General features: G+C 32.7%; 11 protein-coding genes. 2 read left to right on the top strand and 9 right to left on the bottom strand.

Annotated elements, in window-relative coordinates:
* Positions 1 to 27: 27 nt before the first annotated feature.
* From ACUN28_RS16090 to ACUN28_RS16065, 6 genes are all read right to left on the bottom strand, one after another.
* Positions 28 to 246 carry a hypothetical protein gene (locus ACUN28_RS16090; protein WP_016087625.1) on the bottom strand — a complete coding sequence of 73 codons (219 nt, stop codon included), beginning with the start codon at positions 244 to 246 and terminating at the stop codon, positions 28 to 30.
* A 659-nt stretch (positions 247 to 905) separates the two neighbouring features.
* Positions 906 to 1,505, bottom strand: a complete 600-nt coding sequence (locus ACUN28_RS16085) for an undecaprenyl-diphosphatase (protein WP_016087624.1) — start codon at positions 1,503 to 1,505, stop codon at positions 906 to 908.
* A 422-nt stretch (positions 1,506 to 1,927) separates the two neighbouring features.
* A complete protein-coding gene (gene pulA, locus ACUN28_RS16080; RefSeq protein ID WP_016087623.1) occupies positions 1,928 to 4,498 on the bottom strand; it encodes a type I pullulanase in 2,571 nt (856 codons plus the stop codon).
* A gap of 486 nt (positions 4,499 to 4,984) precedes the next feature.
* On the bottom strand, positions 4,985 to 6,688 hold the full coding sequence (locus ACUN28_RS16075; protein WP_016087622.1) for a M4 family metallopeptidase: 1,704 nt from the start codon (positions 6,686 to 6,688) through the stop codon (positions 4,985 to 4,987).
* Between the two features lie 885 nt (positions 6,689 to 7,573).
* Positions 7,574 to 9,520, bottom strand: a complete 1,947-nt coding sequence (locus ACUN28_RS16070) for a bifunctional metallophosphatase/5'-nucleotidase (RefSeq protein WP_016087621.1) — start codon at positions 9,518 to 9,520, stop codon at positions 7,574 to 7,576.
* A gap of 585 nt (positions 9,521 to 10,105) precedes the next feature.
* On the bottom strand, positions 10,106 to 10,621 hold the full coding sequence (locus ACUN28_RS16065) for a DinB family protein (protein ID WP_016087620.1): 516 nt from the start codon (positions 10,619 to 10,621) through the stop codon (positions 10,106 to 10,108).
* Between the two features lie 523 nt (positions 10,622 to 11,144).
* On the opposite strand from ACUN28_RS16065, the gene secY reads away from it, so the two are divergent.
* Positions 11,145 to 12,449 carry a preprotein translocase subunit SecY gene (gene secY, locus ACUN28_RS16060; protein ID WP_016087619.1) on the top strand — a complete coding sequence of 435 codons (1,305 nt, stop codon included), beginning with the start codon at positions 11,145 to 11,147 and terminating at the stop codon, positions 12,447 to 12,449.
* A gap of 17 nt (positions 12,450 to 12,466) precedes the next feature.
* Here secY and ACUN28_RS16055 read toward each other — a convergent pair whose 3' ends face one another.
* Together ACUN28_RS16055 and ACUN28_RS16050 are read right to left on the bottom strand one after the other, a co-directional pair.
* Positions 12,467 to 13,498: a DnaA N-terminal domain-containing protein gene (locus ACUN28_RS16055; protein WP_016087618.1), complete on the bottom strand. Its 1,032-nt coding sequence runs from the start codon at positions 13,496 to 13,498 to the stop codon at positions 12,467 to 12,469.
* A gap of 134 nt (positions 13,499 to 13,632) precedes the next feature.
* Positions 13,633 to 14,550, bottom strand: coding sequence for a DMT family transporter (locus ACUN28_RS16050; RefSeq protein ID WP_016087617.1), 918 nt, complete (start codon positions 14,548 to 14,550; stop codon positions 13,633 to 13,635).
* A gap of 146 nt (positions 14,551 to 14,696) precedes the next feature.
* Between ACUN28_RS16050 and pdxR the strand changes: the two genes are divergently transcribed.
* A complete protein-coding gene (gene pdxR / locus ACUN28_RS16045; RefSeq protein WP_016087616.1) occupies positions 14,697 to 16,136 on the top strand; it encodes a MocR-like pyridoxine biosynthesis transcription factor PdxR in 1,440 nt (479 codons plus the stop codon).
* A gap of 102 nt (positions 16,137 to 16,238) precedes the next feature.
* On the opposite strand, the gene ACUN28_RS16040 is transcribed toward pdxR, so the two are convergent.
* Positions 16,239 to 17,165, bottom strand: a complete 927-nt coding sequence (locus ACUN28_RS16040; protein ID WP_016087615.1) for an NADP-dependent oxidoreductase — start codon at positions 17,163 to 17,165, stop codon at positions 16,239 to 16,241.
* Positions 17,166 to 17,240: the final 75 nt, after the last annotated feature.

Below are 17,240 nucleotides of genomic sequence, written 5' to 3'. Positions count from 1 at the left end.
TGTGGTGTTACCTCAAATATAATTATTTTATTTGAAGTTCTCTTTTAAATTCGTTTCAAATCTTTTCATAGGTTGGTATACAAGAACGTGTAGTGATAAACCTATCACTGCAGTAATGTTTAAAATAATACTTATAATCATTAAAGACCATTCTATAACTGGAGAAAAGTGTCCATTCGTACTTAATGTAGAAGAACTTACACCAAGTATTAAAATCACTATTAGTAAAGGTAAGTTTTTAACCAATTTGAATCCCCCTTTAAATACAATATCTTTATATTATTATATCACACACTAGGTTATGTAATTAATATAAGATAGTTATCTATGGGAATTTAACATGTTTTTTCGTTTTGGGGGTGACCTATTTTTTTAGCTTGATAGCGATGGGGTAGTACCAACAAAACGCGAATTTCGTACACTAAGATTTTTCAACATAAAGATTGTTGATGACTTGTAAGTGTCAGTAATTAAATAAAAAGAGCATGTATTAAAAAGATGATAATAACATGCTCTAAACTTATCTATTAATTTTAATTTCTTAAGGATGTCTACAAGTAATATTGAAACATCTCATGTGTTAAAAAGTGCTCCCTGCAGTGCTTTTATGTATCAATCTGCTGACTTCTGAACAGCAAGGTTAGCATGCTCTGACACGACTCGATGAAAAACATTATAATCTCTCTTACTTTACTAGCAAGAAGTGGAATCAGGTTTGGATAACTGTACATGAAAACTAACCTAATGACAGTCGGCAACCACTTAAATGATATCACTTGTTTACAAAATACTTTTAATATGATTTCCACCTTTCCAGTGTAAAACTGTTCCGCTTTTAACATGACCTCCAAGACGATTTAAAGTAATGCCATTTGTTAATACAAAAGACTCACATACTTGTATACTCACAATCCCTTTGATTTGTTTTTGGATGGTAAAACATGTTTTTCTACTCTTTCATATTGAGTAAGTAATTGCCTAATAAAAGATAATTTCGGTACTAACCAATACGAAAATACCGCTGAAATACATCCTATTAAAGCCCCTACTGAAACATCAAAAGGATAATGAACCCCTACCCAAATACGAGAAATCGCTACACAAAATGCAAGTATAAGCCATAACCATCCAGTTTTTTTACGAACAAGCCAAAACGAAAAACAAATCGAAAAAAAGAGAATTGTATGGTCACTAGGAAATGAATTATCTACAGTATGGTCGATAAGTTTATTAACATCAGGCAATGCTGCAAACGGTTGATAATTCAGATGAAATTTCCCTGCTATTTTTCCGGTCACCTCAGCAATCACAAAAGCAATCATCGCTTGAATAACCATCATCCTACTTTTTCTAGCCCCAGTAAACCAATAAGCTAAAATAATTAAAGCTAAAATATATACCATATATTCTGCCAAAAATACCATGGTTGAGTTTAGGAATGAATATTGTTTACCTAAATCATTAATTGCTCGAAAAATATCAATATTGAATTGAGAAAAAGACATTTCAAATCCCTCCTTTTTAGTAAAGTGTTTTACTGATTGCCATATACTTTCATTACATGAATAGTTTTGGTTATTGTACGCATCTAAAAATATCAACCTTTTATGACATCGCTTTCTTCTTTTTTACTTTAATAAAAAAAGAAAAAGGAAAACATCGAACTTTCTTACAAACATTCGTGCATTCTTACAGTTTTGTCATTTTCTCGTCATTTTGTAAATAGGTTCATCGTCTTGCCTTTCGCTATTTCAAAAACTCTTATATCTACAATTATGGAAACCTTTATTACACATAAAAAAGAGAAGAACCTTGGTGAGTTCTTCTCTTTTTGTTTATTAAATTGTAATATAATTACAGTATGTGAAATTATATTATTTTAACTTTAAAAACAAAGTGAAAACAACCTTCACTCTGCTTTTGGCATTTATTTGATCGGTTTCTCTGTTTTTAAAACAAATGAACTTAATGCAGGAACTTTAATTTTATTGTCATGGACAACGTAAAGTGTTTTACTACCTGCCTGTTTACCATCTACTAGTACTTTCCAAGGACCTTTCGATGGAAGCGTTATGTCAACGGCTTCTCTATTCGCATTGTGAGCCACCATAAAGTTTTCGTTTTTATTCCCATTGCCCTTTCCGTCTATTGAATAAGTCACAACATTTTTGGGAGCATCAATAAACGATACCTGTTTTCTAATTTGTTCTACAGATGTCATTCGAAAAGCTGAGTACTTTTTGCGTAATTCTATTAAGCCCTTCATATAATCTACTTCATTATTAAATGCTGCACGTCGCAACCAGTCCATCTGGTTAATTGAATCAGGAGATTTGTAACTATTATGATCACCATATTTCGTGCGCATAAACTCTTGTCCTGCATGTAAGAATGGAATACCTTGTGATGTTAATAAAATAGAAGAAGACAATTTATGCATTTGTTTTCTTACTTCTTCACTGTCACCTGGATTAGTCAACTCAAGTTTATCCCATAATGTATGATTATCATGTGCTTCCACATAAGTTAGTACCTGCTCCGGATCTTGATAAGTAGACGAATTTGTATCGTAGTCAATGCCTGCTGTAATGCCTTTTTTAATACGGTCTTCCATGTTTTCCTTTCCATTTACAAATCCATTTTCCTTCTCCTCAAATACACTACCTTTCAATCCATCACGTATATTATCGTTAAAATGGGCAATCCCTTTCATTTTTTCTGCATTCTTTTGATTTGCTTTCAACTCTGCTGCAAGAGGTGTATTTAAATCCCAACCTTCTCCATGCAGTATAATAGAAGGGGCAATTTGATTAACAGCTTTACGTATTTCATTCATCGTTTCATAATCATGAATACCCATTAAATCAAAACGGAATCCGTCTAAATTGTATTCTTTTGCCCAGTATGCTACAGAATCGATCATAAATTTCCTCATCATTTTTCGTTCTGAAGCAGTATCATTTCCTACTCCGGTGCCATTTGCAAATGTTCCGTCTTCATTGTAACGATAATAATAACCTGGAACTAACTTATGAAAATTAGATTCAGCAGCATTATACATATGGTTATAGACTACATCCATAACAACACGAAGATTATTATCATGCAGTGTTTGAATCATTTGCTTTAATTCAGTTATTCGAACAGTTGGCTCATATGGATTTGTAGAATAGGATCCCTCTGGAACGTTGAAATTTTTCGGGTCATATCCCCAGTTATATTGTGGTTCGTTTAATTTCTCTTCATTTACTGAAGCATAATCAAATATCGGTAAAAGCTGAACGTGTGTAACACCAAGATCTTTCATATGATCAAGTCCTGTTTTCACACCTTCAGGCCCTCTTGTTCCTTTTTCTGTTACACCTAAATATTTTCCTTTATGTTTAATGCCGCTTTCAGGCTGGATAGAAAGATCACGTACATGCAATTCATAAATAATAGCATCTTCCGGATTTTTAAATTTCGGCTTTTTGTTAGCGTTCCATTTTTTCGGATTTGTTTCTTCTAAATCAACAACCGCACCTTTATCTCCATTTACAGAAGCAGCACGTGCATACGGATCAACTGCTTCAGTCCACTTATCACCAATTTTCACCTTATACGTATAAAAGAGATCTTTTTGGTTCCCTTTAAGTTCTGCTTTCCAAGTGCCCTTTTCACCTTGTTGCATGTTTATTTCAGTACCTATTTTATCGTTCCATTTTTTATATGTAACTAACTTCACTTCACTCGCAGTAGGAGCCCATACACGGAACTTTGTATGTTGTGGTGTATATATATTACCTAAATCGTTACTGCCATAATAAAATAAATTATCAAACTCCTCACTACGAATGACTTTACCGATTTCAGTATTCGTATAAGCTAAGTTTTCAATTTTAACTTTGTATGTCTGTTTTAAATCAATTTTCTGCTCTGTAATTATTTTAACTTTATTAGTAATATTTCCACTGTTTATATCATAAGGACTAATATTCTTAATTTTAATGCCTTCAATTTCAATTTTCCGTTCCTTAATATGAAACGGGATATTAGTGGTTACAGTAATTTCATTGAAACTATCAATAGTTGCTTTTTGAATTGATAGATCCGAAGAAGGCTTAGAGTTATATACTTTTTCATCACCAGAAAGAATCCATACTTCAGCACGACCGTCCTTTATATTTTCAATCCAACGATCGCCACCATCTTTTTCCCACTCATTTGTACGAATGATAAATCCTACGCGATTATAGTTACCATCTATATTAATCTTAGCGTACTTTCCAAATTCATCTTCACCAGTAAATTCATATGATTTACCATTTGCATTTTCACCCCATATCCAAAGGTTCCAGTCTTTTGTATTTCCAGATTGCTCTTTGTAATGAATGATAACTTCAGTTGTTTTCGAATTTGAAACTGCCTTTACACTTTGAAAAGAGAAAACAGATGATAACATAACGATTATAGTAAGTAATAAAACTGATTTGCTAATTAATCTTTTTATCATTTGCACCACATACACCCTTTCTTTAAATAGTACGCACGATTTATTATGCTCGTACTAAATTCCACTGCTTAAATCGATCTAAAAATCTAGTTTACCTCACCCCCATATTGGCTATTTTCACATATGTATTTCAATGATCTTTTTAATACGAAAACGTTTGCATTAATGTTTAAAAAAATAGATTTGTTTATGTCTTCATATATTTGTACATACTAAAAGATCAGGGAAATCATTTTAAAGCAACCGTTTGTTATCGCTTTCATTCTATAGTACTTTCTATAAAGAGGTCAATATATTATTAATTTTCTGTTTTTATACACTTTAAACCTTATATATTTGTAGTAACTTATTGAAGAGAGACAGCCTATTTATTGCTTAGTAAGTTTATTTTCACTAATGCATAGTTATGTAAAAAAACAGCTAATATCCTTAAAAGGACATTAACTGTTTTTCATAATGTATTAATATATGAATGATGACTATATTTCTAACTTACTTAATTTTTGCTGCATCAAATGCCTTTTGTACTGCTTGAACTTCAGCTGCATTCGCACCATATTTATTAGTTGCCACTCGAATACATGCTGATCTCAATTCTTTGAAATTAGAAGTCATGTTTAACTCATCTGTATTTGCATAATAGAAGATATCAAACATTTTATCTTCACCAATCCCTTTGACAGTTACACCGTTATGAGTTCCGCCTTTTGCAATGAGATACGCAACTTTATTAATAATACTTGAATTAAAATGAACGCCACCTTGATCCCATCCATTAAAATCGTTAAATTCACTGTAATCATCTGGATATGGTACTCCAAGTGAAGATGGAACAGAAGCCGGGTTTTCCATATCACGGAAAACAGAACCAGTTTGTTCTCCCATCGTCCAGTTAAAGCTTCCATTATTTACGTATTTCTCAATAGATGTCCCCATAATATCAGATAGCGCTTCATTAATCGCACCTGATTCACCGTAATATTCAAGATTAGATTCGCTAGAAGTAACAGCATGTGTAAATTCATGTCCAGCTACGTCATATGCTTTGACGATAGGATCTCCATATACAAGCATACTTCCATTATTAGCACTTAATGCATTCTGCCAATTTTTCGGATCATTCGTATCTCCAGAATCCCAAGCATGTACAACTGAAACTACCTTTTGTCCCTTATTATCAAAGCTATTACGCTTGTATTTATCTTTATAAAAATCAAATACTTTTGTTGCTAAGTAATGAGCACTTACTGCTTTTGGATCGTTAAATGTTGTCGAAGTACTAGTTGCTAATGTACCAGGATAATAGCTTTCTTCTTTAGTAATATCTCTATAATTCACATCATATGTTTCAATTCCTTGCCCTCTTGTATAATCAGCAAGAGCATATTTGCCATTACTTTGTTTAGAGATGCCAAATGTACGTGATATACCTAAATCATCTTTTCCTGTTCCAGTTAATGATGTAAGATTGCTTTTTTTACTTTTCTTTAATGCTCCAACTAGTTTTTCACTTGCTTTTAAGTTAGATTCTTGTACCATATTTTTTAACATATCACCATTTTGTGCATTTACTAAATATGTTCCGGAAACATAGTTTGGTGTAGCAGCTTCAAATGTAACCTGGTATGCATTACTTGCTTGTCCATTATTTTCATCAACAAAAATAACTTCCTTAACTTCTGGCTCAGAAATAAAATTGATATCGTTCCCGTACTTCGTATAAATATATTGTTTCGCCTCATCTTTTGATAGATTGATAGGTTTTTTCAATTCTTCTTGTTTTAAATTTTGCGCGCTATCCCCTGAAACACTTTTAATAACACCGTTATCATCTACGTGTGCAGTTAATTGATGACCATATACTTCTTTTCCTTCGTATGTTTGCTGTATACGTACAAGTGTAGTCCCATCATATGAACCACGTTTTTGAAGTACTTTATAATCTACTCCTGTTTCTCCATTGACTTGCTTTGAAGAAAGAGCTTGTTCTGTTTTCTCCTTAAGAGCATCTTTTACTACATTCTCTGGTGCCTTTTGTGACGGTTGTGTAAGTTCACCCGAACGGAACGATTCCTCTTGAATTTGAACTTGTAGTTGGTCTGTTTCCTCTGCATGACCTACCCCGTATGGTGCTACAGCTGTTAAAGCTAAGCCTGTTGTTAATGCTACCTTAGTTAATGTCTTTTTGTTTTTCATTTTGTTCACCTCGTATAATTTTTGAAATAGAAAGCTTGTACAAAGTATACTTGCTGTTTCTGTCGAAAAAAAGAGAAAATACACAATTTATGTAACATTATGCAAAATTACATATATGTGGTCGATGGTATAAAGAAAGAACGACACATATATGTATATTGATTTCAATAAAAAAGAGCCCTTTTAGGCGCTCCTCCAATTGGTTAGTTGTTAATTATCTATATTTATTCTAATCAAAGTACCCTTACATCTAAATAACAACATAAAAACCCACTCTTTACTATTTTAAGAGCAGGTTTAATGCTATTAAAATAACAATTATTATAGGACATCTTATAATTTATATTATTTATTTAAACTTATATTTCGGAAATGAAGTTGATTTAGAATAAAGATGGACCAAATGAATACTAATGACCTTGATAAACAAGAAAAAGAAATTTCATGTTTTGTTTTAAGATGTATATAGTAGACAAATACTTTAGTGAGGCAGTGCATCTGCAATTTAGTTTTTTAATATAATGTTGTTATGTATGTCTATAGCTACATGGATTGTAACATTATGAGATAGCTGGATTCTCATATGAGTTTCAGGCCTTTTATTTTGTCAAAAATATCTTTAATTTGTCTCCCATTTAAATATAGTAAAGGACACTTCTATTGCATGTTATTAGCTCAAGGTATGTTCTTTTAAAGCTATTATAAATATGCATAGTAAGAAATAAAACCATAATTATTTAAATAAAAAAACCCCCGGATTTGTTTAATGATCCAGGGTTTTTTAATCGTTGAGTCTTTATATTTCCATACCGATCACAAACTTTTTTAGGATAATGGTATGTCCAAGTTTAATAGTTTTTTGCACGAAAGCTATCTATTTTATATTTATTTAATTATCCTACTAAGTTTTTTGTAAAATTCACCTTTTCTTTTTACATGATTAAACTGATTTGGATTAATATTAGCTTTTTGTGAGAGTGCTACAATCTCTTCTTTTGTAATTGAATCTTTAGTATTTATAGATGCTATATTTGTATATTTTCCATCTTCAGTTTTTGGAATTTCTAAAATCCCTTTATTTACAAGATCCACTACAGCCCTATGCTCTGAAGAATGTGTATCTACACCAATAATTTTCCAATTATGCATAACTTTTGGCGTATATACACCGTTCTTTACCTCTTTTAAATATGTAATAGCAAGGTTACGAATGGTTCCACCAGTTTCTCCGAATGCATTCTCTTGTTTAGATGACCAAATTTGTTCAAATTTCCGTCCCTCTAAAGCTCCACCTTTTGCCTGAAGAGCCTCCATTCTATACGCATTCATTCCCAGCGTCATAACATCGTTCGTTTTGATTGGTTTATTTGTACGAATAGAACGTAAATTTGTAATTCTACTTCCATATGGTTTTGTTAAGTCAATTTCGTATTTTACGCCTCCAAAGAAATCATTCGTACTGTATTTAGAAGCACGACGGGTTTTATCAAAGCTAACTGTTACATCTCCGGCACGAGATGAGTTAAAATACCCTGCCGCCCATTCCATATAGTCTTTTAAGTCTTTCCCAGTTACCTTATATACCGTAATTTCACCCAAAGCATATTGATAATTATATGCAATATCTTTTTTCTTAATAGGACCTACATCCAAACGGGCATAGTCATTATCAATTTGATGGGCTACTACATCTGCTTTGCTGTAGTAGAGCATAACTTCATGAAAGAAATCTGATAAAGGTGTCTCTTGAATCTGCACACTTGGAATACCCTTTATTTCATTTTCAGGAACAAGGTTTCTACCCTTTAATTGAGCGACTACAACATTTGCATCTCCCCTCGCATACTCGTGAAAAGGTGTCAGTGTGTCTTCAAGTGTAGGATCAGATACTACTGTTGTTCCATCAGTATTTTTTACAGGTATAGCTGTAGCAGTTTTATCTTTTAAAACCAGCTTTCCATCTTGCTTTGTAAAAGTAAGGTCAATACGCGAGATATGTGTTCCATATTTATCTGGTTCTGTAATAATAACGCCATTTACAACTTCTTTTTTAACAAGTTTATGCATATGAGCTGCAAAAATAGCACTTAGTTCCGGACAAGCATTCGCAATATCTTGAACACCAGTACCAGGGATTCCATTCTCATTTTCTAGTCCCATATGCATAACCCCTACCATTACATCTACTTTACCCTCTAATTCTTTAATTGCCTTTTTTGTCTCTTCTACTGGATTTTTCACTACCAATCCATCCAAATGATCTGTCCCTTTTTCGAAATCACTAATCATTGGTGTATTCATACCAATAATTCCGACTTTAATTCCACCTTTTTCAACAATCGTATATGCAGGAAGAAAACGCTCTCCATTTTCCTTGTAAATATTTCCTGCTAACGTCTTGCCCTTATATTGCTCACTAACTTTTTTCAATGTATCTAATCCAAAGTTAAATTCATGATTTCCAAATGCCCAAGCATCATATCCCATTGTATTCATCGCTACCATCATTGGCGATTGTGGCTGATCATTGAATAACTCTACTGAGTTTCCTTGAATTGTATCCCCAGCATCTACTAATATGGTATTAGGATTTTCCTGACGCACCTTCTTTATAACCGTATAAAGCTGCGTTAAACTTCCACTCGTATTTGCACCATCAAGTGCATAATCCCAAGGCATAAATCTACCATGAATATCTGCCGTACCTAACAATGTAATATTAACATCAGATTCCTCAGCCTTAGAAATAGCTGGTTTGGCTGTTACTGCTGGTACAAGAAGCATAAGAATAATAAAATAGCATACATAGTTCTTCCATTTCATTTTTTGCATAATAACAATATTTCTCCCCTTTTTCTACTGCTATAAAGTTGCTTGAACTTTAAAAATGTAACTTATTATTCGGAAAAATTCAACTGCAAAAGATAATTTTGGAGGTGGTTCTGCTGTGAAAATATAGAGAATAAAATACATATACCCCCTAGCAGAATAGTATTTACTTCTTCCTCCAACGTGTGAAGAGCGCTAAACCAACGGTAGATGTATATGTACTTTCAAAATTATGGACATATAACTCATTTCCGGAAATCATTATAACTTAAAGATATTGTGTGTAATGCTGATTACATTTTCGGATTCATTGCTAATTTATTTCCTTCTAAATGAAAATGCTGAGATCACTTCCAAAAATAATAACCCCGTCTTCATTTAAGACGAGGTTACACTTATACAGTAATTCGGATTCAGTTTTTTTCGAATGTTCGTTTCCTTTTCAAGAGTAAGATCTGCTAGTTTCTTATTTTCTTCTGCTCATTGGTTGCTTTCAACTAAATTCATCATAATTTTAATCAGGATTTGTATTTTATCACTCGAACCCTTGATGCTATCCTAAATCGCTCAATAAATAGATAATAATTTTTACTTTTCAACTTCACAAAGCAACTTTATCTCTTTGATTTGTTCTATATGACGCTGTTCATGCAAATAGATTAACTCTATCCACTGATCAAGAAGTAATTCTCCAAGAGCTGGATGCATCACTGATTTTTTTGCTAATTTAGATTCATCTTCTATTGTACTCAGAAAACGCATCAATTCTTTTCTAGAGTCGTTTAACAAATCAACCATTTGCTGCACTTCAAATGGTTCTATACTTGGTTCAATCATTTCTGGGGCTATAAATTTTATCGATCTATCTAATACAATAGTGTGAATTTCTTTACGCTCATTTTGGATACTATCCATCTTTTTTAATCCTGACGAAATAACTGTTATTACTCTCTCATCTAATAAAACTAAGTGATGACAAACTTGTGCTATACTCCATTTATCCTGATCTGGTTTTCTATTAAATTGAGCATCACTTAATAAAGTAATTTCCTCAAATAATTGATTTCTCGTTTCATAAAACTTTTCATTTACAAATGTATTCATGTGAATTCTCCTTTCATTAGAACCTATATACTTAGATTCCTGCGTTAGAAATATTCTCTATAGAAAAAAGATTTTCCTTCACTACTATTTCAATCCAACCTTTTCTTGCTTTAATAGTTTCTCTAATTCACGACGAAATATATGAGTTTTCTCAACATCCTTGAGGTTTTTATGTGCTACAGCTACACCATAATACTTTCCACCGAATCCTTTCGATACAACTACGTAAAACGTTCCTAATTATCAATCTAGTATTTAGTAAATGTAAAAAATCACCCTATTTATTCATTTTTCATGCGTATGTATGTACATTTGTTAATTTATTCGATATATTATGTGTATTGAATGATTACGAAAAGCTTATAGGTCGCTAAAAAACACCTTATATTTTTATATCCATGAAAACTACAAAATGTATAAAATTCCATTTGTCAAATGAATTTAATGCGGAAGGAGGTTTGTGGTTACTTCATCGGGATATAATCATCAGTTTTGAACTGATAAAAATATAGGAGGCGACATAATGTTTCGTACGATTTCAAATTTCATGAGAGTAGCTGAGATAAGAAGGAAAATCCTTTTTACATTGGCGATGTTAATCGTTTTTCGAATTGGCACGTTTATTCCAGTTCCTCATACTAACGCAGAGGTATTAAAAGTACAAGATCAAGCCAACGTTTTAGGTATGCTAAACGTATTTGGTGGAGGAGCATTGCAACACTTCTCGATCTTCGCTGTAGGTATTACACCATATATTACAGCTTCCATCATAGTACAATTACTACAAATGGACGTTATACCTAAATTTTCGGAATGGGCAAAGCAAGGTGAAATGGGCCGTAAGAAGTCAGCTCAATTTACTCGATACTTTACAATCATTCTCGCATTCATACAATCCATTGGGATGTCTTATGGTTTTAATAATATAGCAGGTGGACAATTAATAACAGATCAAAGCTGGACTACATACTTATTTATTGCGACAGTTTTAACTGCAGGTACCGCATTTTTACTTTGGTTAGGTGAACAAATTACCGCTAACGGAGTAGGTAATGGTATTTCGATGATTATCTTCGCAGGACTTGTTGCGGCGATTCCAAATGTTGCGAATCAAATTTATTTGCAACAATTTCAAAATGCAGGCGATCAATTATTCATGCACATCATAAAGATGGTCTTAATTGGTCTCGTAATTTTAGCGATAGTTGTTGGCGTTATTTACATTCAACAAGCTGTGCGTAAAATACCGATTCAATATGCAAAAGCTGTTTCAGGAAACAATCAATATCAAGGAGCAAAAAACACTCATTTACCTCTTAAAGTAAATAGTGCTGGTGTAATTCCAGTTATCTTTGCTTCCGCATTTTTAATGACGCCGCGTACAATTGCGCAGCTCTTCCCTGATTCAAGCGTATCGCAATGGTTAGTTGCAAATCTTGATTTCGCACATCCAATTGGAATGACGCTTTATGTCGGTCTTATCGTTGCTTTCACATACTTCTATGCATTCATTCAAGTGAATCCTGAACAAATGGCTGAGAATTTGAAAAAGCAAAATGGATATGTACCTGGTATTCGTCCTGGTAAATCAACAGAACAATATGTAACTAAAATTTTATACCGTTTAACATTTATCGGCGCAATTTTCTTAGGTGCAATTTCAATTTTACCGCTCGTATTCACGAAAATTGCTACATTACCACCTTCTGCACAAATTGGTGGTACAAGCTTACTTATCATCGTCGGTGTAGCACTTGAAACGATGAAGACGTTAGAAAGTCAGCTTGTGAAGCGTCATTATAAAGGCTTTATAAAAAAAGCAAATTAAGTAAAAAACACAGTTGGTTATTTTTCCAACTGTGTTTTTAATTCTACTACCTCTAATTTCCCCACTAATGTATCAATCACTTTTTCCAAGTTCATTATTTTTTCTTCTAAGGATTGAATGCGCTTATTGCTCTCGTCTACATCATTATATTTTAAATTATCATCGGAGACTTTGAACTGCTCCCCTAATTCGGAAGTGATATCTTTAATAGTTGATTTTGATTTTTCATCATTACTGGTTGTATTTGATTTTAATTCAAATTGAAGTTCATATGTATTTCCAGTTACTTCTTTCGCTATTTGCGAAATTAAATCTTTATAAGACTTTTTAACCCACTCTTGTTGAAATTCATTTTTAAAATAAATGATCAATGAATTTTCATTTATTCTGGCTGTCGTTTCTTTGACCCATGTTTCATATGATGGTCTCGAAATTGTTAATTGCATTTTATCTTTTATTTTATTCCAAATTGTACTGGATTCCTCTTGTCCGGAAGTGCGATGATTATTTTGCACGTGATGAGTCTGTGCTATAGAAATGGCGTTTAATTCTATTTCGAACCAAATTTGGTATTCTTCATTTGTAATTTTCTGTACGGTACTTGAAATTATATTTTTATACTCTCCTTCCAGCAAATCACGATGAAAAGCATCTTCACAAAAGATTATTAATTTATTATCTTCTATTGTAGCATTTGTATTTCTAATCCATGTCATAAATGTTTTCTCAGCTACTTTTGGCCTTAATGCTTTCTTTACTTCATCCCAGCTATTAAGCCTTTCTTTTTGAACATCTTTCAACTTAGATGGTTCGTCATTACATAGATCAAACTGAATTTCAAACGTCGTATTAAACATTTCTCTTAATGTATGAAATACTAATTCTTTGTAATGAGATTCTAACCAGTCACGTGCAAATTCATTCAGACAATAAATTGTTAATATATCATCCTCTAAATAAACAGTAGTATTAGTAAACCAAGTTTCATATGATGGTTTTGAAATTTGTGATCGAATTTTTTCCTTTACTTCAGTCCAATTTATTTTCATAATAACTCCCCTCTTTTTACAGTTCTCTTTCATATAGCTTAATAATATTACGCCTTTCCAATAAATAAAGTCAATCCGTATCATAAATAAAATTCAAGCAGCCCTGTTTTATACAGGGCTGCTTCTTTATACAACTACATTTCCTTCTCAAATAATCTTCCTTGTTTGAAATACATACGGAGTGTGGATCGATTAGCTAAAAATACACCAACCAAAATAAAACAAGCACCTATTCCCATTGTAGGGTTTAAAGGTTCTCCTAATATGATGTATCCAACTATAATAGCAATTAACGGTGATACATATAACCACGTTGATGGGAATACAGGGTTCGTTTTTGATAAGAGCCAATAATATAATCCGTGCCCACCAATTGATCCGATAAAGATGAGATATAAAATAGGCCACTGTACGCTCCATGAAGCTAATACAGTTACATTCGGCTGTTCTACTATGACAGATACGATTAGTAATAAAACTCCTCCGTAAAACATTTGAATACCATTAATGAGAAATGGTGATACACTTTGTAAATCCGAAAGTATTTCTTTTGAGCGAATAGAGCCTATTCCGTAAAATAACTCTCCTACAACTAAAACAATACAAGCAATACTCCATATGAAACTTACTTCTTGGTGCATTCCTGGTAAAGAAACAAAAACAACACCTGTTAGTGCAATAATTAAAGCTACGAGTTGCTCCTTTTGTAATTTTGTCTTATTTCTCTTTGCTTGTAATAACAAAATCATCATCGGTCCCGTAGCAGAAAGCACAGCAGCTAATCCTGAAGAGATATATTGTTCCGCCCAGTACAATGTAGCGAATGTCATAAACGTTAAACAAAATCCAGCATATATGATACGTTTTGAAAATACATATGGCATAATTTCTTTGCGCTTTAACTTAAATATAATCATAAGGATTACGCCTGCTAAAAAGAAACGAATTCCTGCTGAAAATAACGGGGGCGCTCCTGCTTCAATTCCGATTTTTATCGTTAAAAATGTTGTTCCGAATATAATACATACTAAAATATAATTGAAAATGACCATTTTCCTTCCTCCTTTTTACTCTTACCATGAGTATAGAAGGTACGGTGTATAACAGTGTATATATGTATATAACAGTTACCTAAAATCATAGTTGATTCTCTTTATATTTTTCGCTTTAATTAAATAAAAATGAAAAAGGTGAAACCATGAAAATTGTCCTTCGTAAAGAATCCAACATACCGTATTACCAGCAAATATATATGCAAATCGTTGAAAGGGTACAAAGTGGCATGCTTTCACATGGTGACGCACTTCCATCTTTACGCTCTATGGCCGAAGATTTACAGATTAGCCTATTAACTGTGCGTAAAGCATATAAGCAGTTAGAAAAGAAAGAATATATACGCATTGAGCAAGGGAAAGGTGCTTATATACATAAACATGTAAAGAAAAATTTCAAACCAATTCCGTTTAAATGGCAACAAACGAAAACGATTAATGTTATGCGATCTCAATATGCAATGAATCAGCACCGGAAATATTACGATTTTTCACAAGCGATTTTATATCCTCGCTTATTACCAAATCCATTCTTGGCAGACGAAATGCATAAAATACTTGATAAAGACCAGATGATCCTAGCAACTTATGGGCCAGTTCAGGGTGATTATGAACTGCGAGTTGAAATAGCAAATTACTTAAATGAACACCAGAAATTACTGACAGACCCATCTCAATTATTAATTACAAGCGGAGCACAACAAGGAATTGATTTAATTGCTCAAACATTATTAAAACCTGGTGATATTGTATTAGTGGAAAGTCCTTGTTACAGTGCTGCACTTGATATTTTCATCAATAAAGGTGCTAAAATTATACCAGTTTCTCTTGATAATCATGGAGTTCGCTCCGACTTAATCGATGATATTTGTCAAAGTAAAAATCCCGTATTATTGTATACGAATCCAACTTTCCAGAACCCGACTGGTACAGTAATGAGTAAGGAACGAAGAATGGAACTTATCGAACTAGCGGAGTTATATGAGTTTTTTATAATTGAAGATGATTCTTTCGGGGAAATATATTTTGAGGATGCTACTGTTCCCTCTCCTATCAAAAATTTTGATACAAACGGCCACGTAATATATATAAAAGGATTTAGTAAAACGTTAGCACCGGGACTACGTATCGCAGCACTTATTGCCGAAGGTCCTATTTTTGAATGGTTATACGCTGTAAAAGGTTCAATGGATATAGGTAGTCCTTTATTAACGCAAAAAGCACTCCTTCCTTTTTTACGTGCAGAACGTATGAAAAATCATTTAGAAAAATTACGTACGGCTTTACAAATTAGACGTGATATAACTATTGATATTTTATCACCACTTAAAGATGTACACTTTGAAATACCAAATGGTGGCTTTAATTTATGGATTACACTTCCTGATACGATAGATCCCTTTACCTTATTACAAAAAGCAAATGAAGTAGATGTTTCTTTTTTACCAGGAACAGCTTGTCTATTACATAACGAAAGAAATAATAACAAATTAAGGATTAGCTATTCCATGTTAAATGAAAAAGATATGTTGATTGGTTTAGAGAAATTACATGATACAATACGATACAGCACATTTTTGAAGTAATATCACATATCCACCGAAAAATAACATTCCTAAATCTACATTTCAGGATGTTATTTCTCGGTGGATAAATTTAATTTTTTCTACAAGTCAATATCTACATTTTCATTGCACCTTAATTACAATCTTACCTCTAACATGTTGACCTTCACTCAAAATATGAGCTTCTCTAATTCCTTCTTCATTAAACGGCACAACTTTACTTATAATTGGTTTTATTTTTCCGTGTACAATTAATTTTGATAATGCTTCTAATTGCTTTCCGTTTGGTTTTAGCCATAAAAAACCTGATTTTATCCCTTTTTCTTTTTGAATTGGCTCATGAACAATCGAAACTAAAACACCACCAGATTTTATAATTTGAAAGCTTTTTTCTTGTACTTCCCCACCTATTGTATCTAATACAATATCGAAATTTGATAGTAGTTCTTCAAATTTATCTTTTCTATAATCAATAACGAGATCTGCTCCTAAAGACTGTAAAAACTCTTCATTCTTACTACTTGCAGTTGTCGCAACAAAAGCTCCAAATGATTTTGCGATTTGGATTGCCAAACTTCCAACTCCACCAGCTCCAGCATGAATGAGTACTCGGTCATGTTCTTTTATTTTTGCGTAATCTACAAGACTTTGCCACGCTGTAAGTCCTGCAAGAGGAATAGAAGCTGCCTCTTCGAAACTTAGATTAGTAGGCATGTAAGATACTAAATCCGATTTTACTGTAATGAATTCAGCATAAGAGCCCTTCCCTATATTTTCAGGTTTCGTAAATACTTTATCTCCTACTTTGAAGCACTCTACCTCTTCCCCAACTTCTTCAATAACCCCAGCTACATCTAACCCTAAAATGATTGGAAATGAAAACTGTAACTGTTCTTGTAAGTCTCCCTTTCTAACTTTCCAATCAACTGGATTAACAGATGTTGCGAGAATACGTATCAATACCTCGTTACCTTTAACAATTGGTTTTAAAACTTCTCTTTCTTTTAATTCTTCAACATTACCATATTGATCTATTACAATTGCTTTCATTTCTACTCCCCCTTGCTGTTTATTTTAATAACTTACAAATATTTCTCAAAATTTTTTGCCTTGAATTATCATAAA

Source organism: Bacillus sp. WC2507 (assembly GCF_052656125.1).
Note: the sequence above shows the minus strand (reverse complement) of the source record. Positions and strands in the feature narration are given on the sequence as shown.

What these genes read in the sequence shown, in the direction of transcription:
- ACUN28_RS16085 (WP_016087624.1), bottom strand. Translation starts at nt 1,505, where the DNA reads ATGTCTTTTTCTCAATTCAATATTGATATTTTTCGAGCAATTAATGAT.
- ACUN28_RS16075 (WP_016087622.1), bottom strand. Translation starts at nt 6,688, where the DNA reads ATGAAAAACAAAAAGACATTAACTAAGGTAGCATTAACAACAGGCTTA.
- ACUN28_RS16070 (WP_016087621.1), bottom strand. Translation starts at nt 9,520, where the DNA reads ATGCAAAAAATGAAATGGAAGAACTATGTATGCTATTTTATTATTCTT.
- ACUN28_RS16065 (WP_016087620.1), bottom strand. Translation starts at nt 10,621, where the DNA reads ATGAATACATTTGTAAATGAAAAGTTTTATGAAACGAGAAATCAATTA.
- secY (WP_016087619.1), top strand. Translation starts at nt 11,145, where the DNA reads ATGTTTCGTACGATTTCAAATTTCATGAGAGTAGCTGAGATAAGAAGG.
- ACUN28_RS16055 (WP_016087618.1), bottom strand. Translation starts at nt 13,498, where the DNA reads ATGAAAATAAATTGGACTGAAGTAAAGGAAAAAATTCGATCACAAATT.
- ACUN28_RS16050 (WP_016087617.1), bottom strand. Translation starts at nt 14,550, where the DNA reads ATGGTCATTTTCAATTATATTTTAGTATGTATTATATTCGGAACAACA.
- pdxR (WP_016087616.1), top strand. Translation starts at nt 14,697, where the DNA reads ATGAAAATTGTCCTTCGTAAAGAATCCAACATACCGTATTACCAGCAA.
- ACUN28_RS16040 (WP_016087615.1), bottom strand. Translation starts at nt 17,165, where the DNA reads ATGAAAGCAATTGTAATAGATCAATATGGTAATGTTGAAGAATTAAAA.